Consider the following 18,063-nt stretch of genomic DNA (forward strand, 5'->3'; position numbering starts at 1 on the left):
ACGACGCGGCGTCCCTCGTGAAGGTCCTGATGATGGAGGCCACGCTGCACCGGGCCCAGAGCCGGGGCCGGAGACCGACGGCCTGGGAGCGGGGCAACCTCAGCCCCATGATCCGCAGGTCGGACAACGCCGCCGCCAGCCGCCTGTGGAACGACCTCGGCCGCACCCGCCTCGGCACGACCCTGACCCGGGCCGGCGCCACCCGCACCCTCCTCGGCCCCTACGGCTACTGGGGCCTGACCCGCACCACGGCCGCCGACCAACTGCGTCTGCTGAACGCGCTCACCGCCCGTCGCTCGTTCCTGACGGCCGGATCACGCGCGTACGGGCTGAAGCTGATGAGCGAGGTGCAGAAGAGCCAGCGCTGGGGCGTGCCCGCCGGGATGCCGCGCGGCCTGCGCGCCCACCTCAAGAACGGCTGGCTGCCGCGGGCCACGCACGGCTGGCGCATCCACAGCATCGGCGCGTTCACCGGCCAGGGCCGCACCTACCGCATCGCCGTGCTCAGCCACGACAACCCGTCGATGGCCTACGGCGTGCGCACCGTCGAACGGGTGGCGCAGGCCGTCCACCGTGCCCTCAACAAGGGGCGGGCCGCCGGGATCGGCCTCACCCCGCCGGACGAGATCAGCGAACGCCCGGACGGCTCGGTTCCGCCGGACGCTCCGGATCCGGAAGATCTGCCCGGCCAGGAAGGTCAGGAAGGTCCGGACTGGCCCGCCGCCCCCGTACCCGCAGCAGCAGCGCGTACAGCACCAGCCCGATGACGAGACCCGCGCCCGCGCCGAAGCACACGGTCGGCACGATCTCCCACGGCTTCCAGGCGAGCCCCTCCTCGTCCACGTACGACAGCCAGCGCACCACCCGCACCGCCCCGCAGCCGCACGCGCACCCGCCGATCACGAGGAGCGCGAGCCACCGCTGCCGGGCGGCGGGCGCGGGCAGGCCGTCCGAGGGGGCGGCGCCGCGCACCGCCCAGCACACGAACACCCCGATCACGACGAGCGCCAGCGCCGAACTCCCGTACTGCACGTACCAGTAGAGCGGCGACCCGGCGATGTTCTCGCCGAGCACGGGCAGCAGCCGCATGCCCCACCGGTCCGGATGCGTGAACGCGTCCCACACCACGTGCGTGAGCGAGCCGACCACCGCCGAGACGTACCACCACAGCCACCACGCGCGTCCCCGCCCGGGACGACCGCGCGCCACGGTCCACACCCGGGCGCGCACGGCCCCCGGCAGCAGGGCGAGCAGTGGTTCGCGCACCAGCCGCCACAGCGCGAGCAGGACCACCGCGAGCAGCGCGTCCACCGTGAACACCCCGGTGAAAGAGTGCGTGAACGCGCCGAATTCCATGGCGCCCGGCACCGCGCTCGCCGCGAAATAGGTGAGGTCCGGAGCGAACGACCCGGCCACGAGCAGGGACGGTACGAGCCGGCCCCGCCCCGATCCGTCGCGCCGCACGAACGGCAGCACGGCGGCGGCATGGCTGATGGTGAACGGCAAGGATCCCCCTGGAACAAGTCAGCGGTTCGGTGGCGCAAAAAACTCGGTAGCGTGCAGTGACGACGAGCACGTGGGCGTCGAAGCGTACGACAACACTGCGCGACGCTTAGCTGATGAAACGGTTAAAGCGGGCACGAACGGGTGTCCGTGCGAGGGAAGTTGTCGTAGTGTCGGCGGGGCCGTGCGCTGGGGAGTGTGCGGCGCGCGCCGCGAAGCTCCGTGACCCGGGGCGGACCGGACGCACTGGCCGGTACGGGCGATTGCGGGAGGGGTTCGCGGCATGGCGGCGGTTTTCGGCAGGAGGCTGCGCAGGAGCGTGATGACGACCGCGATCGCCGCCGCGGCGGTGGCGGCTCTCTCCGCGTCGCAGGCACCGGGCGTGACCGCGCCGCAGACCGACAGCGGCCGCTCGGCGGCGGACCGCTCCGACAGCTCCGACCCCACCCCCGACACCGCGTCGGGCCCCGACTACTACACCGAACTCCCGCCGCTCGACAGCCCCACCGACTCGCCGACGGAGTCGCCCGGCACCGGCGGCGGAGGCACGGGGGAGGCCGAGGCCGGCATCCCCGCCACCGTCCTGGACGCGTACAAGAAGGCCGAGGCCGAGCTGGCGTCGTCCAAGCCGGGCTGCAACCTGCGCTGGCAGCTGCTCGCCGCGATCGGCAAGGTCGAGTCGGGCCAGGCGAGCGGCGGCAACGTCGACGCGAACGGCACGATGAAGAACCAGCTCAAGGGCCCGCCCCTCGACGGCAACGGCTTCGCGAAGATCACCGACACCGACGGTGGCCTCTACGACGGTGACACGGTTCACGACCGCGCCGTCGGCCCCATGCAGTTCATCCCCTCCACCTGGGAGTGGGCGGGCCGCGACGGCAACGGCGACGGCAAGAAGGACCCCTTCAATGTCTACGACGCGGCTCTCGCCGCCGGCCACTACCTGTGCCGCAACGACTGGGACCTGTCGAACGCCACGGACCTGAACAAGGCGATCCTCAGCTACAACAACTCCTCGGACTACCTCGCCACCGTCCTGCGCTGGATGGAGTACTACCGCAAGGGCAGTCACGAGGTCCCCGACGGCACCGGCGTGCTGCCCAAGCACCCCAGCGGCGGCTCCACCTCGTCGCCCGGCCCGTCCCCGTCGCCCTCCACCCCGGGCGGCGGCTCGCCGAGCCCGAACCCGTCCGACCCGTCGAAGCCGTCGGACCCCTCCAAGCCGTCGAAGCCCTCCAAGCCGTCCGACCCGTCGGAGACGCCCACGCCGACCCCCACCGAGTCCGTCACCAAGCTGGCCGACGCGGACACCGGCACGCTCGGCGCGATGGCCGGCGACGCCTTCGCCGAGCGGATCCAGGTGCGGGCCAAGGACAAGGCGGGCAAGGGCGTCGCCAAGGTGAAGGTGCGCTTCACGATCGTCGGCGGCACGGACGCCCGGTTCGCCGGCGGAACCACGAGCGCCGTCGTCACCACGACCGCGGCCGGCACGGCCACCGCGCCGAAGCTGACCGCGGGCGAGAAGACCGGCGCCTTCACGGTCCGCGCCACCGTCGTCGGCAGCTCCGTGACCGGCCTCGACTACACGGCGAAGGTCACCGCGCGCGCGGCCGACACCCTGGCGCGCACCAGCGACAAGGAACTCACCTGCGCCGCGGGCGCCGCGTTCGACGACGCCGTGACGGTGAAGGCCACGTACAAGGGCGCCGTCGCCGACGGCGTCGCGGCCGGCGCCACTCTCGTCAAGGCCGCGGACGACCCGGCCGAGGCGACGACGGGCCCCTACTTCAAGGACGCGGACGGCAAGACGATCCGCACCCTCAAGGGCCTCAAGACCGACAGCGACGGCCTGCTCACCCTCCCGAAGCTGTACGCGGACGACGCCACCGGCACGTTCCTGCTGCGCGTCACCACGACGGGCGGCGCGACGCTCACCGTCGAGCTGAAGGTGACGGCCGCACCGACCGACACCCCGAGCGACGGCGCGTCCGGAACGCCCACGGAGTCCGCGAGCCCGTCCGCGTCGTAACCCCCGGCGCACACCGCGCACTTGAGCCCCCGGCCGACGATCGGCCGGGGGCTCGCGCGTGCGCGGCGGCAGGTCGCGTCCAACGTGTTCTCATCTGTCCCCGGCATTGCTACGGTGCACCGACCCAAGGCCCTGACGGTCCATCAGATCCAGGTTCGGGAGGCCGGACATGCGTGCCCTCATCGCGGCGGCGATCGGTCTTGCCGCGGCCCTCGCCCTCGTCATCACCATCTCGGCGGTCGGCTCCCCGGCGGGCGAGACGTCCCCGAAACCCCTGCTCACCACCGTCCCCGAGCACCCGTGACCGCCCGAACGCCCCTGTCCCGAAATCGTAGTTGAGGAGGGCCGCCGAGATGCGCCGCAAGGCAAGCCTGATCCTGCTCGCCTTCGCCGTGTTCTTCACGGCGATGTCCCCGCTGATGCGCTGGTACGCGTTCCCCCGCCTGGCGAAGATCCCGGCGAACCAGTACCAGACGATGGTCCTGGAGGCGAAGAACGCCACCCTCGTCGACTACGGCACCATGCAGGCCAAGAAGGTCCCCAAGCTCACCGTCGTGCAGACCCTCAAGGGCAACGTCGAGGAGTCCGACAAGATCGAGAAGAGCGCCGGACGGGACGTCGTCGTCTGGGACGGCCTCAGCTACATCGTGGGCCCCGACGGCAAGTTCGTCTCCCAGATCCCCGAGCGCTACATCTTCGACGCGCACAGCCAGGAACCCGTGCACGCGACCGGCGAATCCGTCGACGGCGACGCGGTCAAGCGCGAGGGCATCGAGTTCAAGTGGCCGTTCCTGACCGAGAAGCGGTCCTACGAGTACTACGACGCGCGCGCCCGCATCACCCGCCCCATCCACTACAAGGACACCGAGGACTTCCGCGGCGTCACCGTCTACCGCTTCGAGCAGACCATCCCCTGGACCAAGGTGCCCTTCCCCAAGAAGATGCCGGTCAAGGGCATCACCGCGGAATCCGTCGCCAAGACCGGCACCGAGATGTGGTACACGACCGTGCGCACCTTCCTGGTCGACCCCACCACCGGCGCACCCGTCTACGGCGAGGAGAAGCACAAGGAGGAGATGCGCGGCGGCACCCTGCTCGGCGGCGACGGCAAGAAGGTCACCGCGTTCGCCGGCGACGTGAAGATGCGCGAGGACTACATCGAGGACACCGTCGACCTGGTCAAGTCCCAGCGCACTCTGATCCTGCTGCTCACCTCCTACCTCCCCTGGGGCTTCCTCACCCTCGGCGTCCTGCTGCTCGCCCTGGCCCTGTGGCTGGAGGCCCGCAGCCGCCGCCCCGGGAACCCCGAACCGAATCCGCTGGACGAGCCGGAGCCGGTCAGCGTCTGAGCCGCGCGTTCGTGTACCGGGTCGGCTCCGCCGTCGCCGGGTCCTCGGGCCACGGGTGCTTCGGATACCGGCCGCGCAGATCGGCCCGCACCGACCGGTAGCCGTCGCGCCAGAAGGAGGCCAGGTCGGCGGTGACGGCGGCGGGCCGCCCGGCGGGGGAGAGCAGGTGCACGAGGACCGGCACCCCCGCCACGGCCGGCGTCTGCTGAAGCCCGAACATCTCCTGCAGCTTCACCGCCAGCACCGGCTGCCGGGGATCGGCGTAGTCGACCCGGACCGACGACCCGCTCGGCACCGTGATCCGCTCCGGGGCCAGCTCGTCGAAGCGCACCGCGTCCCCGCTCGCCCACGGCAGCAGCCGCCGCAGCCCCGCCCCGGCGTCGATGCGGGCCAGATCCGCGCGCCGCCGGGCCCGCCCCAGCTCCGGCTCCAGCCAGTCGTCCACGCGCGCGTACAGGGCCTCGTCGCTCACGTCCGGCCACGGCTCACCCACATGCCGCCGTACAAAGGCGAGCCGCTGCCGCAGCGCCTCCGCCTCCCGCCCCCACCGCAGCAGCCCGAGCCCCTCCCGCCGCAGCCCGTCCAGCAGACCTTCCCGTACGAGGGCGGGGGACGGGTTCCTCAGCGGCCGCACCGTCAGCTCGATCGCCCCGAGCCGGGTGACGTGCCGGGCCACCAGCTCGCCGTCCGCCCAGGCGACCGCGTCGCCCTCCGAGGCCAGCTGCGCGGCGGCCCACCGGGCGGTCTCCTCGTCCACGACGGCCCCGAGCCGCACGCGCGCGTGCCCGGCTCCGACCGGCCGGTCGGCCACGGCGACGGCCACCCACGCGGAGTCCCGCAGCGGGGACCCGTCACCGATGTCGGCCCGGGTGCCCGACGCCATCAGATACGACCCACCCGACCTGCGCGCCACCCGCTCGGGGAACGCGAGGGCGGCGACGATCCCGGCGACGTGCTCGTCGGACGGGGCGCCGGTGCTGCCAGTGCTGCTCCCGCCACCTTCCATCGCAGAGCTTCGGGCGGGTGGGAGGGTCAACTCCCGCGCCGAAGGCGCGGTTTCACCCACCACCCGGGAAAGTCGCCGACTCTCGGCAGCCCACCGCCCGGCATAGGCGTCACCCCCGCTCCGGGCCCGCCGCACAGCCCGCCCGAGATCATCCCCGTACTCGCGCGGCGGCTCCTCGCTCAACAGGGCGACGACCTCGGCGGCCCGCCGCGCGGACACCACCGGCGCCGCGTCGACCAGCGCCCGCCCGAGCCGGGGATGCAGCCCGAGCCGCGCGAGCCGCTGCCCGCGCGCCGTCACCCGCCCGGAACCGGCCCCGGCCGCACCGACTGCCCCGACCGCCACCAGCACCTCCCGCGCCGCCGCCATCGCCCCGCCGGGCGGCGCGTCCAGCAGCGCGAGACCGGACGCCTCCGGATCACCCCAGCACGCCACCTGAAGGGCGAACGCCGTCAGGTCCGCCACCTTGATCTCGGGGGAGGGGAACCGCGGCAGGCGCCCGTCCTCCGCCTCCGCCCAGCACCGGTACACCGCGCCGGGCGCCTCCCGACCGGCACGGCCCGCACGCTGCGTCCCCGCCGCGCGTGACGCCCGTACGGTCGTCAGCGCGCTCAGCCCCCGCGCGTGATCGACGCGGGGCTCGCGCGCCAGGCCCGCGTCCACGACGATCCGCACCCCCGGCACCGTCAACGACGACTCGGCGACCGCCGTGGCCAGTACCACCCGCCGCCGCGCGCCCGCCGAGAGCACCGTGTCCTGCACGGCCGCGGGCGCCCGCCCGTGCACCTGGAGCACCTCGACGTCCCCGCCGAGACTCCCCAACTGCCCGGCCACCCGCGCGATCTCACCGACGCCCGGCAGGAAACACAGCACGTCGCCCGGCCGCTCGGCCAGCGCCCGCCGCACCACCGACGCCACGTGCGCGAGCAGCGCCGGATCCACCCGCATCCCGTGCGGTGGCCGCACCGGCGAGGCGGGCGGCGCCCACACCACTTCCACGGGATGCGCGACCCCCTCGGCCTCGACGACCGGCGCGTCCCCGAACAGCCGGGCCCAGCCCTGCGCGTCCGTCGTCGCCGACGCGGCGACCAGTTCGAGGTCCGGCCGCAGGGTCGCGCGCACGTCCCACAGGAAGGCGGCGACCGTGTCCGCGTCCAGATGCCGCTCGTGCACCTCGTCGAGCATCACCGCGTCGACGCCGGCCAGCTCCTGGTCGCGCTGGAGCCGCTGGAGCAGCACCCCGGTGGTGACGACCTCGACGCAGGTGCGCGGCCCGACGACACGCTCGCCGCGCACCGTGTAACCGACCCGCTCCCCGACCTTCTCGCCGAGCAGCCACGCCATCCGCCGCGCCGCCGCCCGCGCCGCGATCCGGCGCGGCTCGGCCACCACGATCCGGCGCACCGCAGCGCCCTCGTCGAGCAGCCCCGCGAGCACCAGCGGTACGAGCGTCGTCTTGCCGGTGCCGGGCGGCGCGACGAGCACGGCGACCCCGTGCCCGTCGAGCGCACGCCGCAGCGCGGGCACGGCGGACCGGACGGGCAGGGCGGAGAGGGCATCACTGCGGATCACGACGCCCAGTCTCCAGCACGCCCGAAGGACAGCTCCTAGGGCCTGTCTCCCAGATCCCTCCTGCCCCGCGACGCCTGGCACGCACTCTCGCCGCACCGGGCACAAGGCCAAGTACGTCCAGTACGAGGCCGTGCACCCGGCACGCCGAGAGCACGCACCAGACGCCGCAGGGCCCGCCCTTCGGGCGGACGGAGGGATCTGGGAGACAGGCCCTAAGCGCGGTCGTCCCGCTCGCAGACGAAGATCGCCGAGCCGGGGATCAGATTGCCGCGCAGCGGCGACCAGCCGCCCCACTCCTGCGTGTTCCAGGCGGGCCACTCGGGCTCGACCAGATCCACCAGCCGGAAGCCGCCCGCCACCACGTCCCGGACCCGGTCCCCGATGGTGCGGTGGTGCTCGACGTAGACCGCGCGGCCGTCGTCGTCCTGCTCCACATAAGGGGTGCGGTCGAAGTAGGAGGCCGAGACGCTCAGGCCCTCGGGGCCCGGCTCGTCCGGGAACGCCCAGCGGATCGGGTGCGTGAGGGAGAAGACGAAGCGGCCGCCGGGCCGCAGCACCCGGTGCACCTCGCGGAGCACCTTCACCTGGTCCGCGACGAAGGGGAGCGCGCCGTACGCCGAGCAGGCCAGGTCGAAGGAGCCGTCGAGGAAGGGGAGCACGCCCGCGTCCGCCTGCACCAGGGGCACCGTGGTGGCGCCCCCGTCCTGGATGCGCTGCCCGTGCTGGAGCTGGCGGTGCGAGAGGTCCATGGCGACGGGCCGGGCACCCTGGGCGGCCAGCCAGCGTGAGCACTGGGCCGCGCCCGCCCCGATCTCCAGGACGTCCTTGCCGGCGAGGTCCTCGGGCGGGCCGAGCAGCTCGGCCTCCACCTCGTCGAGCCCTTCGGGGCCCCAGACGAAACGGTCGTCGCCGAGGAACGATCCGTGCTCGACCTGATACTCGTCCGCGTTCCGGTCCCACCAGCCGCGGTTGGCCCGCGCGCTCTCCGTGGTGTCGGCGTCACGCCGGGTGGCCGTGGAGTCCTCGTCCACCATGTTCATGGGGGAGGAGGGCTCGTACGCTTCGATTGGTCCGGACTCTTGGATGATCGGCTCCCTGGTACTAATCTGCGGGCACTGCGGACCTCGTGGCCTCGTGGGACGCGATTTGTGCCGGGTATGCGGCGATCCGCCCCGGGTGTGCGCCTTCGCGCATTGACCGTGTCCGGCTGCCCCCGTATGCTACAAGTTGCGCTGCGGGCCTGCGTTCCTCAGACATAGCAGGCTGCGCTCGCATCTGTCGTATGTCCCCTCGGTTGTCGAGGCGCCTCCCGGTCATCGGGATTCGGCGCTTCCTAGGCTGTCCGGCTTCTTCGGTGCGAAACAGGGTCCCGGCGTAGCAGTACCCCCCGACTTCAATGTCCGCCGGAGCCCTTTCCCACATGACGAGCAGCACCGAGACCACCGCCACCACCCCGCAGGTTGCGGTCAACGACATCGGTAACGAGGAAGCATTCCTCGCCGCCATCGACGAGACGATCAAGTACTTCAACGATGGCGACATCGTCGACGGCGTCATCGTCAAGGTTGACCGGGACGAGGTTCTCCTCGACATCGGTTACAAGACCGAAGGTGTCATCCCGAGCCGCGAGCTCTCGATCAAGCACGACGTCGACCCGAACGAGGTCGTCAAGGTCGGCGACGAGATCGAGGCCCTGGTTCTCCAGAAGGAGGACAAGGAAGGCCGCCTGATCCTCTCGAAGAAGCGCGCGCAGTACGAGCGTGCTTGGGGCACCATCGAGAAGATCAAGGAAGAGGACGGCATCGTCACCGGTACCGTCATCGAGGTCGTCAAGGGTGGTCTCATCCTCGACATCGGCCTCCGTGGCTTCCTGCCGGCCTCCCTTGTCGAGATGCGCCGCGTCCGCGACCTCCAGCCTTACGTGGGCAAGGAGCTCGAGGCGAAGATCATCGAGCTGGACAAGAACCGCAACAACGTGGTCCTGTCCCGCCGCGCCTGGCTCGAGCAGACGCAGTCCGAGGTCCGCCAGACGTTCCTCACGACCCTCCAGAAGGGTCAGGTCCGCTCCGGCGTCGTTTCCTCGATCGTCAACTTCGGTGCCTTCGTGGACCTGGGTGGCGTCGACGGTCTCGTGCACGTCTCCGAGCTGTCCTGGAAGCACATCGACCACCCGTCCGAGGTTGTCGAGGTCGGCCAGGAAGTCACCGTCGAGGTCCTCGACGTCGACATGGACCGCGAGCGTGTCTCCCTGTCGCTGAAGGCGACGCAGGAAGACCCGTGGCAGCAGTTCGCCCGTACGCACCAGATCGGCCAGGTCGTTCCCGGCAAGGTCACGAAGCTGGTTCCGTTCGGTGCGTTCGTCCGCGTCGACGAGGGCATCGAGGGTCTGGTCCACATCTCCGAGCTGGCCGAGCGCCACGTGGAGATCCCGGAGCAGGTCGTCCAGGTCAACGACGAGATCTTCGTCAAGGTCATCGACATCGACCTCGAGCGCCGTCGCATCAGCCTCTCGCTGAAGCAGGCCAACGAGGCGTTCGGCGCCGACCCGTCGGCCGTCGAGTTCGACCCGACCCTGTACGGCATGGCCGCGTCCTACGACGACCAGGGCAACTACATCTACCCCGAGGGCTTCGACCCCGAGACCAACGACTGGCTCGAGGGCTTCGAGACCCAGCGCGAGGCTTGGGAGGGCCAGTACGCCGAGGCGCAGCAGCGCTTCGAGCAGCACCAGGCCCAGGTCATCAAGTCCCGCGAGGCCGACGCGCAGGCCGAGGCCGAGGGTGCCGTCGCCGGTGCCACCGGTGCGGCTCCGGCTGCCTCGGGTGGCGGCGGCGGTGGCGGTTCGTACTCCTCGGAGTCGGACGACAACTCCGGTGCGCTTGCTTCTGACGAGGCGCTTGCCGCGCTGCGTGAGAAGCTGGCCGGAGGCCAGAGCTGAGCTGAACCCTTCGGTTCCGCACGGTAGTTGACAGTGGGCCCGCACCCTTTTGGGTGTGGGCCCACTGTTGTTTTTTGTTCGCAGGTTGTGGCCGCTTCTCGCGCCGTTCCCCGCGCCCCTGCGGGGCGCTGATCACGGCCCAACGGAAACGTGTGCGATACAGCAGTTGCAGCTGTGCCGTAACAGGGCGTTGTCAGGATCCCCGAGTCACGCAAGATCGCTCGGATCTGAGGGAGCCTGCACATGGCAACAGCACAGCAGCGGACGGCGGGTACGGGGAACAGTCGGCGGGCCTTTTTGCGCAACGTCGGGCTCACCGGTGGTGCGGGGGCCATGTTCGCCACGATGGGCGCCCTCGGACTCGCTCCCACGGCGCAGGCCGCGCAGCGTGAACTCCCCTATCGCGCACCGCGCCCGGGGGACTTCTCGCTCAGTGGGCGGGGCGCCGCGAAGGTGGTGATCGTGGGCGGCGGGATCGCCGGTCTCGCCACCGCCTACGAGCTGGGCAAGGCCGGCTACGACTGTACGGTCCTGGAGGCCAGGGACCGCACCGGCGGCCGCAACTTCACGGTGCGGGGCGGCGACACGACCGTAGACCTGTACGGCAACAAGCAGACCGCGCGCTTCAGCGACGGCCAGTACATGAACGCCGGGCCCGCAAGACTCCCGCAGTGGATGGTCACCCTCGACTACTGCCGTGAACTCGGCGTCCCCATCGAGGTGTTCACCAACAGCAACGCCGACGCCTACCTCTTCAACGAGTCGGCCGGCATGACGAAGCCCGTGCGCTACCGCACCGCCAAGGCCGACGTGTACGGCTATCTGTCGGAGCTCCTGGCGAAGGCGACGAACAAGGGGGCGCTCGACAAGGAGCTGACCGCCACCGACCAGGAACGGCTCGTCGACTTCCTGTCCGACTTCGGGGAGCTCGGGGACAAGCTGACCTACGCGGGCGGCGAGCGGCGCGGCTACACGACCGTGCCCGCGGCCACCGGGACGCCCGGGGTGGTCCTCGGCGACGTACCGTCCGCGTCCGAGGTGTTCGCGAGCGGCGTCGGACGGTACTTCTCCTTCGAGTTCGGCTTCGACCAGGCCATGCTGATGTTCCAGCCCGTCGGCGGCATGGACCAGATACCCAAGGCGCTGACCAAGGCCATCGGCGCGCGCAGGGTGCACACCGGGGCCGCCGTCAGCAGGATCACGGACAAGGGCGACGGCGTCGTCGTCACCTACACACAGGGCGGACGCACCAGAACCGTCGAGGCGGACTTCTGCGTCGGCGCGCTGCCGCCCAACATCCTCGCCAAGGTCCCGCACAACCTCGGCTCCGGCGTGCAGAGCGCCCTGGAGGCCATCACCCCGCAGTCCGCCGGAAAGATCGGCCTCGAATACAAGTCCCGCTGGTGGGAGCTCGATCACAAGATCTACGGCGGCATCACCGAGACCGACATGGACCTCAGCCACATCTGGCACCCGTCGTACGGATTCCACGGCGAGCGCGGCGTCATGATCGGGTACTACAACTACGGCGACGACGCGGACGCGTACGCCAAGCTGCGCCCGGCGGCGCGCGAGGCGCGGGCCGTCGCGCAGGGCGTGAAGATCTACGGCGAGAAGTACCGCACCGAACTCGCCACGTCGTTCTCCCACCACTGGCGGCAGACCCCGCATCTGGAGGGCGCCTGGCACAACACCCCCGGCGGTCCCGACGACCCGCGCTACAAGCCGCTCAACGAGCCGACGGGCCGCGTCTACTTCGCCGGTGACTGGCTCAGCTACACCGACGCCTGGCAGCACGGCGCGTTCACGTCGGCGCGGCGGGCCGTGACCAGGCTGCACGCGCGCGTGATGGCGAGTTGAGGGAGCGGGCGCGGACGTAAGAGGCTGCTGTGAAAGGGCGCGGGCGGGAATGTCCGCGCCCTTTGCGCGCGTTCCCCTAAGGAACACGAGGAGGAGCGGTCACTGTGCTTGATCCGCAGGATTTGTACACATGGGAGCCGAAGGGCCTGGCCGTGGTGGACATGGCACTCGCCCAGGAGTCCGCCGGCCTTGTCATGCTCTATCACTTCGACGGCTACATCGACGCGGGAGAGACCGGCGACCAGATCGTCGAGCGTCTCCTCGACTCGCTGCCGCACCAGGTCGTCGCGCGCTTCGACCACGACCGGCTCGTGGACTACCGGGCCCGCCGCCCGCTGCTGACGTTCAAGCGCGACAGCTGGACCGACTACGAGGTCCCCTCGATCGAGGTGCGGCTCGTGCAGGACGCCACCGGGGCGCCCTTCCTGCTGCTGTCCGGGCCCGAGCCGGACGTCGAGTGGGAGCGGTTCGCGGCGGCCGTCGAGCAGATCGTGGAGCGGCTCGGAGTCCGTCTCGCGGTGAACTTCCACGGCATCCCGATGGGCGTGCCGCACACCAGGCCGGTCGGCCTCACCCCGCACGGGAACCGCACGGAGCTGGTGCCCGGGCACCGCAGCCCGTTCGAGGAGGCACAGGTGCCGGGCAGCGCCGAGGCGCTCGTCGAGTACCGGCTGACGGAGGCCGGGTTCGACGTGCTGGGCGTCGCCGCGCACGTCCCGCACTACGTCGCGCGCTCCGCGTACCCGGACGCCGCGCTCACCGCCCTGGAGGCGGTCACCGGCGCGACCGGGCTCGTCCTGCCCGGCATCGCGCACGCGCTGCGCACCGAGGCGCACCGGACGCAGACGGAGATCGACCGGCAGATCCAGGAGGGCGACGAGGAACTCGTCGCGCTCGTCCAGGGCCTTGAGCACCAGTACGACGCCGCGGCCGGCGCCGAGTCGCGGGGCAACATGCTGGCGGAGTCGATGGAGATCCCGTCGGCGGACGAGATCGGCCTCGAATTCGAGAAGTTCCTGGCCGAACGGGAAGGCGACGCCTGAGCGCAGCGCCTAAGCTTCCGCTTATGTTGAAGGTGGGGTTGACCGGCGGAATCGGCGCCGGCAAGAGCGAGGTGTCGAAACTTCTGGTGGAGCACGGCGCGCTCCTGATCGACGCGGACCGCATCGCCCGCGAGGTCGTCGAGCCCGGCACACCGGGCCTCGCGGCCGTCGTCGAGGCGTTCGGGGACGGGGTGCTCGCGGCGGACGGCAGCCTCGACCGCCCCCGGCTCGGCTCGATCGTGTTCGCGGACCCCGACAAGCTGGCCGTGCTCAACGCGATCGTGCACCCGCTGGTCGGGACACGCTCCGCGGAGCTGGAGGCGGCGGCGGGCCCCGACTCGGTCGTCGTGCACGACGTGCCGCTGCTCGCGGAGAACGCGCTGGCGCCGCTCTACGACCTGGTGATCGTCGTCGACGCGAGCGCCGGGACCCAGCTCGACCGGCTGACCCGGCTGCGCGGCATGAGCGAGGAGGACGCGCGGGCCCGGATGGCCGCGCAGGCCACTCGCGAGAAGCGGCTCGCCGTCGCCGACGTGGTGATCGACAACGATGTGCCGCTGGACCGGCTCAGAGAGCGGGTCGACGCTGTCTGGGACGACCTGGTGCGCCGGTCGCGCACCGCGTCGCGATGATCGTTCTGGCGGCGTTCACCGCGATGGGCGGGCTCGTCGCCCTCCTCGCGGGTGCCTACGGGCTTCAGCGCACCCGGCGCGTCCGGGCGGCGGGGAACGTCGCCGAGGCGCTGGTCAAGCCACCGCAGCCGGGATCCGACCGGCCGCTGCTGCAGTTCGCGACCGGGGACGGCCAGGTCGTCGAGGTCGTCTCGCCGGTGCCTGAGGGCAAGCGGTGGCCGCTGGCCGCGGGCGGTGTCGTCAGCGTCGCCTACGACTCCGAGGACCCGCGCGAGACCGTGCTGCTCGGCGGGGAACGGCCCGGCGTGGACCGGATTTTCATGATCGCGGGAGCCGTGCTCGTCCTCGCCGGGATGGTGCTCGCGGTATCGCTGGGCTGAGTGTCCTGCGGACGCCGGGCGGGCAGGAATAGGCCCCATGGACCACGGTGTTGACGTGGTCGACACCGGAAGGGAGCACACCGTGTCCGACGCCACCCCGGAGACGCACGTCATCGACTACCGCGCCGCCGAGCAGTTGCTCGCCGCGCGGGACCCCCGTGGCGCGGTGAAGCTGCTCGACGATGTGATCGCCGCGTATCCGGAGAACACCGCGGCGCGGCTGCTGCGTGCGCGCGCCTTCTTCGCCGCCGCGCAGCTGCGGGCCGCCGAGCTCGAATTCTCCATCGTCCTGGAGCGCGAGCCGGACAACGCGTTCGCGCACTTCGCGCTGGCCCGGACGTACGAGCGATGGGCTCGGCCGCAGCAGGCCCGGCGGCACTTCCGGCTGGCCGCCGCGCTCGATCCGCAGCCGGAGTATGTGGCTGCGGCGCGGTTCGAGGACTGAGCCCCGTTCCGGCCGGTGGCCGGGTGCGGGTCGTGGCCGCTTCTTGCGCAGTTCCCCGCGCCCCTTATGGGGCGCTTCTTTTGTACGGCGGGACGTCGCGGCCCGGCTGGTAGTGGGGGCCCTGGCGGATGTGGCGGGTGATCATGAAGAGGTCGATCGTCGTGATGAGCCAGAGCACGCCGCAGGCCAGCGCCCAGCCGGGGCGGTGGGCGAAGAGGAACGCGACGGTGCCGGCCGTCGTCCAGAGCAGGCCGAACAGCGCGAGGCCCAGGCGCAGCCGCAGCGGGCTGCGGGCGGTGACCGGTTCGTCACCGGTCCGGATCAGGTGCATGGCCGTCACCTCCGCGCGGTGAAGAGGCACCCCTTCCAGGGTGCCTCTTCGGGTCACGGAGTGGGAAGCGAGCGGCAGGGCGCCCGGCCGCACACATCGATGACGGTCCCGGTTCTCAGGAACGTCGCCTTCTGCTGCCGGGCCGCCGCCGTGGAGCGCGGATCGGAGTGCGGGTCCTTGCCGTACGCCGGTTCCGTGGGCGGGGTGTTCGTCAGCGGCGGTGTCGGGGTGCCGCTGTCCCAGACGACCATCGCCGAGCCGCCGCGGGAGGGCAGTTCACCGGCCCGGCGGATGCCCCAGTAGGGGACCCGGTCGGGGCTGCGGCCCGCGGTCAGGGCGGGGGTGACCAGGCGGGCGCCGAGGGTGCGGGCCTCCACGTCGGCCGCCGCGTTCGCGACCTGGTGATCGCCGTACGCGATGTGCATCAGGACGCGGTCGCCGCTTTCGGCGAGGGTCTGCGCGTAGCCGTTCGTCTCGCCGCGGTCCCAGACCATCTGGTAGAGCTGGAGGACGATCTGCTGGCGCAGCCGGTCCGGGTAGGCCACGTCGAGGACCTGCTGGAACGGGGCGAAGTCCGCGCTGCGGTTGAGCAGCAGCCCGTAGTTCATGCCGGTCACGCCGAGCACCCCGCGCCGCACGTCCTTCGAGGCCGCCACGAGCGCGCCGCCCAGGATGCCGCCCTGGCTGTTCCCGTCGTACGTGAGGCCGTGCGCGGTGTCGATCAGGGGGTGGCCGTCCGCGGTGCGGAACGCCGGGTCGCTGCCCAGTCCGTCCCGGTGGATCAGGGCGCGGCCGAGGAACATCGCGTTCAGCATGCCCTGTTCGGTGCGCTCGGGGACCGCGGGGAAGCGGTTCAGGTCGGCGAGCGCGCCGAGCACCACCGGGGTGTCGGCCTGCGCCATGCCGATCCAGTCGGTCGCGCAGAAGGTGAAGTCGTGCTCGGACGCCATGGCCTTGACGTTGCCCGCGCCGACCTCGTTCGCGCTGCCGAGCAGTCCGTGTCCGTACAGGGCGGGCCGGGATGGCCGTCCGGTGAACGCCGTACGGGGTATCTCGCAGCGGAAAGTGGCCAGTTGGAAATTGTCCGGCAGGCGGCGGGGGACGCCGTCGCGGTCCCGGTTCAGGGTGGAGCCGGGTGGGCCGCCGGGCCGGGAGAGGTAACCGGGGACCGTCACCGTGCCGGTGATCTCGCGGGCGATCCGGGCGTCCTGATCGGGTGTGAGGTCCTTGACGGCGGTGACCGCGAATTCGGGTGACTTGGCGCCCAGCTGCCGGAAGGCGTCGTCGCGGATCGAGAACAGGTCGCCGGTCAGGCTCCGCGCGCTCGCGACGGTGAAGTCCCAGGCCAGATACAGATCATCGGTGCTCGTTCGGCTTCTCAACGCTCTGAGAGCAGGCTGGAGTTGACGCTGGCGGGCGGCGAGGGCGTCGTGCCGCGGGAGCTGCCTGCCCGCCACCTTCGTGAACGAGTCGGGCGCCGGCAGCCGGTGGCCGGAGGCGTCCTTGAGGTCGCGCAGCGCCACGGCGTAGTGGTGGCCCTCGGTGAAGTTCCGTGCCGGATGGATGAGCAGCGCCTGCCGGTCCTGGCTGCTCGCGTTCGCGTCCAACTCGGCCCAGTAAGGCCAGCGTTCGCCGGTCGTCGTGTCCAGGAGAACGATCGGCGCGGCACGGTCGAGGGAGCTGCCGATGTCGGTCAGTGGAGCCGCGCCCGTCGCGCCGAGGTCCAGGCCCGGCACCCGCACGAGCAGGGTCGAGCCGGGGGAGAAGCCGTCCGAGCGGTTCCAGGCCGTCGGGTCCACGGCGGGCGCGGCGCTGCCGCGCGGCAGCATGTCCGAGGTGAAGGCGACCCGGCGACCGGTCGGCGTACCGGCGTCCGCGCGGGTGTACCAGTCGTTGGGGAAGGGCAGCAGACAGTCGTCGCCGGAGGCCGTCAGCGGATCGCAACCACCTTGTGGGGAAGGCGGGTTCGCGGACGCGGACGGGGCGAGCAGCGTGGCGGCGCCGAGCAGCGCCGCCACGAGCGTCAGAGCGAAGGAGCGGGAGCGCACGGTGGTGTCAGCCTCCGACACGGGCGCCGATGAAGTCGGCGTACGCGGCCTCGCCGAGGGCGTTCGGGTGCAGCGGCGCCGCCGGTGCCGTCGGCACGAAACCCTCCACCCACTTGGTACCGACCGCCCGGCACGCGTCGTGGCCCGCGCTCGGCGTGCGCACGTCCACGTACTCGGCGCCGTGCGCGGCGGACTGCGCCGAGACCACCGAGTTGAGGTGGTCGACGCTGCCCTGGAGCCAGTCGGCGTCCTTGCCGAGGACCGGGACGACCGGCCAGCAGCCGCCCTTCTTGATGTAGTCGCCGTAGCCGGTGACCAGCACCCGGGCCTGCGGGGAGCGCTGGTGGACCGTGTCGAGGACGGCCGCGAGCTTCGGGCCGAACGCCTCGATCTTCTGCGAGACCTTGTCCACGCCGTCGACGACGAACTTCTTCTGGCAGCTGTCCGCCGTCGGATCGAGCTGCAGACAGTCCTGGGCGACACCGACCAGGCCCGCGTCGTTGCCGCCGATGGTGAGCGTGACCAGGGTCGTGTCGGCGCTGAGCGCGTCGAACTGGGGCGCGGCCGTCCCCATGTCCACCCCGAGCAGCGACAGCTTCTGCGGGTTGGCCATGTCGCCCGTGTCCGCGCCGGAACAGGTCACGTCACGGAAGGTCGTCACCTTCAGCCGGTCGGCCAGCAGATGCGCGTAGTTGCGGGTGGAGCGGCCGCAGGCCAGCGGGCCCGTGATCGGCGGCACCAGCGGGCCCGACGCCATCGAGTCGCCGAGCGCCACGTACACCTGGGGCGTGGCGGCCTCGGCCTGCGCGGTGCCCGCGCCGAGGGTCGCCAGGGCCGCCACGGCGACGAGCGCGGCTCCCAGTCCTCGTCTGTTGCGGCGCGAAAGTCCCTTGCTGCGAAGAGAGTTCACGGTGCGGCTCCCTGAAT

General features: G+C 71.7%; 15 protein-coding genes and 1 pseudogene. 10 read left to right on the top strand and 6 right to left on the bottom strand.

What is annotated here, in order from left to right:
* Positions 1-107: 107 nt before the first annotated feature.
* Positions 108-494: pseudogene (locus ACFVDP_RS33910) on the top strand (serine hydrolase); the annotation flags it as partial.
* Positions 495-627: 133 nt separating this feature from the next.
* Here ACFVDP_RS33910 and ACFVDP_RS33915 read toward each other — a convergent pair.
* A complete protein-coding gene (locus ACFVDP_RS33915) occupies positions 628-1,506 on the bottom strand; it encodes a DUF4184 family protein (RefSeq protein WP_383498161.1) in 879 nt (292 codons plus the stop codon).
* A gap of 280 nt (positions 1,507-1,786) precedes the next feature.
* Here ACFVDP_RS33915 and ACFVDP_RS33920 point away from each other — a divergent pair, with 280 nt between their 5' ends.
* The 3 genes from ACFVDP_RS33920 to ACFVDP_RS33930 all read left to right on the top strand — a co-directional run bounded on the left by ACFVDP_RS33920 (position 1,787) and on the right by ACFVDP_RS33930 (position 4,881).
* On the top strand, positions 1,787-3,532 hold the full coding sequence (locus tag ACFVDP_RS33920; protein ID WP_383498163.1) for a lytic transglycosylase domain-containing protein: 1,746 nt from the start codon (positions 1,787-1,789) through the stop codon (positions 3,530-3,532).
* 169 nt (positions 3,533-3,701) lie between these two features.
* Positions 3,702-3,836 (top strand): SPW_0924 family protein, encoded by a 135-nt coding sequence (locus ACFVDP_RS33925; RefSeq protein ID WP_383498165.1) that lies wholly within the window; start codon positions 3,702-3,704, stop codon positions 3,834-3,836.
* Positions 3,837-3,885: 49 nt separating this feature from the next.
* Positions 3,886-4,881: a DUF3068 domain-containing protein gene (locus tag ACFVDP_RS33930; protein ID WP_383498167.1), complete on the top strand. Its 996-nt coding sequence runs from the start codon at positions 3,886-3,888 to the stop codon at positions 4,879-4,881.
* On the opposite strand, the gene hrpB is transcribed toward ACFVDP_RS33930, so the two are convergent.
* Together hrpB and ACFVDP_RS33940 are read right to left on the bottom strand one after the other, a co-directional pair.
* Positions 4,871-7,459 carry an ATP-dependent helicase HrpB gene (hrpB, locus tag ACFVDP_RS33935; RefSeq protein WP_383498169.1) on the bottom strand — a complete coding sequence of 863 codons (2,589 nt, stop codon included), beginning with the start codon at positions 7,457-7,459 and terminating at the stop codon, positions 4,871-4,873. The genes ACFVDP_RS33930 and hrpB overlap by 11 nt on opposite strands.
* 212 nt (positions 7,460-7,671) lie before the next feature.
* Positions 7,672-8,499 carry a class I SAM-dependent methyltransferase gene (locus ACFVDP_RS33940; RefSeq protein ID WP_383498171.1) on the bottom strand — a complete coding sequence of 276 codons (828 nt, stop codon included), beginning with the start codon at positions 8,497-8,499 and terminating at the stop codon, positions 7,672-7,674.
* Positions 8,500-8,879: 380 nt separating this feature from the next.
* Between ACFVDP_RS33940 and rpsA the strand changes: the two genes are divergently transcribed.
* The 6 genes from rpsA (at position 8,880) to ACFVDP_RS33970 (ending at position 14,757) form a co-directional block, all read left to right on the top strand.
* The gene (gene rpsA, locus ACFVDP_RS33945) at positions 8,880-10,397 is read left to right on the top strand and encodes a 30S ribosomal protein S1 (protein WP_383498172.1); all 1,518 of its coding nucleotides are present in this window, start codon (positions 8,880-8,882) and stop codon (positions 10,395-10,397) included.
* A gap of 333 nt (positions 10,398-10,730) precedes the next feature.
* Positions 10,731-12,257 (top strand): flavin monoamine oxidase family protein, encoded by a 1,527-nt coding sequence (locus ACFVDP_RS33950; protein WP_383498272.1) that lies wholly within the window; start codon positions 10,731-10,733, stop codon positions 12,255-12,257.
* 104 nt (positions 12,258-12,361) lie between these two features.
* Positions 12,362-13,300, top strand: a complete 939-nt coding sequence (locus tag ACFVDP_RS33955; protein ID WP_383498174.1) for a PAC2 family protein — start codon at positions 12,362-12,364, stop codon at positions 13,298-13,300.
* A 23-nt stretch (positions 13,301-13,323) separates the two neighbouring features.
* A complete protein-coding gene (coaE, locus tag ACFVDP_RS33960) occupies positions 13,324-13,932 on the top strand; it encodes a dephospho-CoA kinase (RefSeq protein ID WP_383498176.1) in 609 nt (202 codons plus the stop codon).
* Complete coding sequence (locus ACFVDP_RS33965) at positions 13,929-14,312, top strand: DUF3592 domain-containing protein (protein WP_383498178.1); 384 nt, start codon at positions 13,929-13,931, stop codon at positions 14,310-14,312. The genes coaE and ACFVDP_RS33965 overlap by 4 nt, the downstream gene beginning before the upstream one ends.
* A 37-nt stretch (positions 14,313-14,349) precedes the next feature.
* Positions 14,350-14,757, top strand: coding sequence for a tetratricopeptide repeat protein (locus ACFVDP_RS33970; RefSeq protein WP_383498180.1), 408 nt, complete (start codon positions 14,350-14,352; stop codon positions 14,755-14,757).
* 64 nt (positions 14,758-14,821) lie between these two features.
* Here the strand turns inward: ACFVDP_RS33970 and ACFVDP_RS33975 are convergent, their stop codons facing one another.
* Genes ACFVDP_RS33975 through ACFVDP_RS33985 form a run of 3 tightly spaced genes read right to left on the bottom strand, consistent with a single transcriptional unit; the run spans position 14,822 to position 18,046 of the window.
* Positions 14,822-15,088 (bottom strand): DUF6343 family protein, encoded by a 267-nt coding sequence (locus ACFVDP_RS33975; protein WP_383498182.1) that lies wholly within the window; start codon positions 15,086-15,088, stop codon positions 14,822-14,824.
* 53 nt (positions 15,089-15,141) lie between these two features.
* The gene (locus ACFVDP_RS33980; protein ID WP_383498184.1) at positions 15,142-17,157 is read right to left on the bottom strand and encodes a hypothetical protein; all 2,016 of its coding nucleotides are present in this window, start codon (positions 17,155-17,157) and stop codon (positions 15,142-15,144) included.
* Positions 17,144-18,046, bottom strand: coding sequence for an SGNH/GDSL hydrolase family protein (locus tag ACFVDP_RS33985; RefSeq protein WP_383498186.1), 903 nt, complete (start codon positions 18,044-18,046; stop codon positions 17,144-17,146). The genes ACFVDP_RS33980 and ACFVDP_RS33985 overlap by 14 nt, the downstream gene beginning before the upstream one ends.
* Between the last annotated feature and the right edge of the window lie 17 nt (positions 18,047-18,063).

This window comes from Streptomyces sp. NPDC057694 (genome assembly GCF_042799415.1).
Lineage (GTDB): Bacteria > Actinomycetota > Actinomycetes > Streptomycetales > Streptomycetaceae > Streptomyces.

What these genes read in the sequence shown, in the direction of transcription:
- ACFVDP_RS33920 (WP_383498163.1), top strand. Translation starts at nt 1,787, where the DNA reads ATGGCGGCGGTTTTCGGCAGGAGGCTGCGCAGGAGCGTGATGACGACC.
- ACFVDP_RS33925 (WP_383498165.1), top strand. Translation starts at nt 3,702, where the DNA reads ATGCGTGCCCTCATCGCGGCGGCGATCGGTCTTGCCGCGGCCCTCGCC.
- ACFVDP_RS33930 (WP_383498167.1), top strand. Translation starts at nt 3,886, where the DNA reads ATGCGCCGCAAGGCAAGCCTGATCCTGCTCGCCTTCGCCGTGTTCTTC.
- ACFVDP_RS33940 (WP_383498171.1), bottom strand. Translation starts at nt 8,499, where the DNA reads ATGAACATGGTGGACGAGGACTCCACGGCCACCCGGCGTGACGCCGAC.
- rpsA (WP_383498172.1), top strand. Translation starts at nt 8,880, where the DNA reads ATGACGAGCAGCACCGAGACCACCGCCACCACCCCGCAGGTTGCGGTC.
- ACFVDP_RS33950 (WP_383498272.1), top strand. Translation starts at nt 10,731, where the DNA reads ATGTTCGCCACGATGGGCGCCCTCGGACTCGCTCCCACGGCGCAGGCC.
- coaE (WP_383498176.1), top strand. Translation starts at nt 13,324, where the DNA reads ATGTTGAAGGTGGGGTTGACCGGCGGAATCGGCGCCGGCAAGAGCGAG.
- ACFVDP_RS33965 (WP_383498178.1), top strand. Translation starts at nt 13,929, where the DNA reads ATGATCGTTCTGGCGGCGTTCACCGCGATGGGCGGGCTCGTCGCCCTC.
- ACFVDP_RS33970 (WP_383498180.1), top strand. Translation starts at nt 14,350, where the DNA reads ATGGACCACGGTGTTGACGTGGTCGACACCGGAAGGGAGCACACCGTG.
- ACFVDP_RS33975 (WP_383498182.1), bottom strand. Translation starts at nt 15,088, where the DNA reads ATGCACCTGATCCGGACCGGTGACGAACCGGTCACCGCCCGCAGCCCG.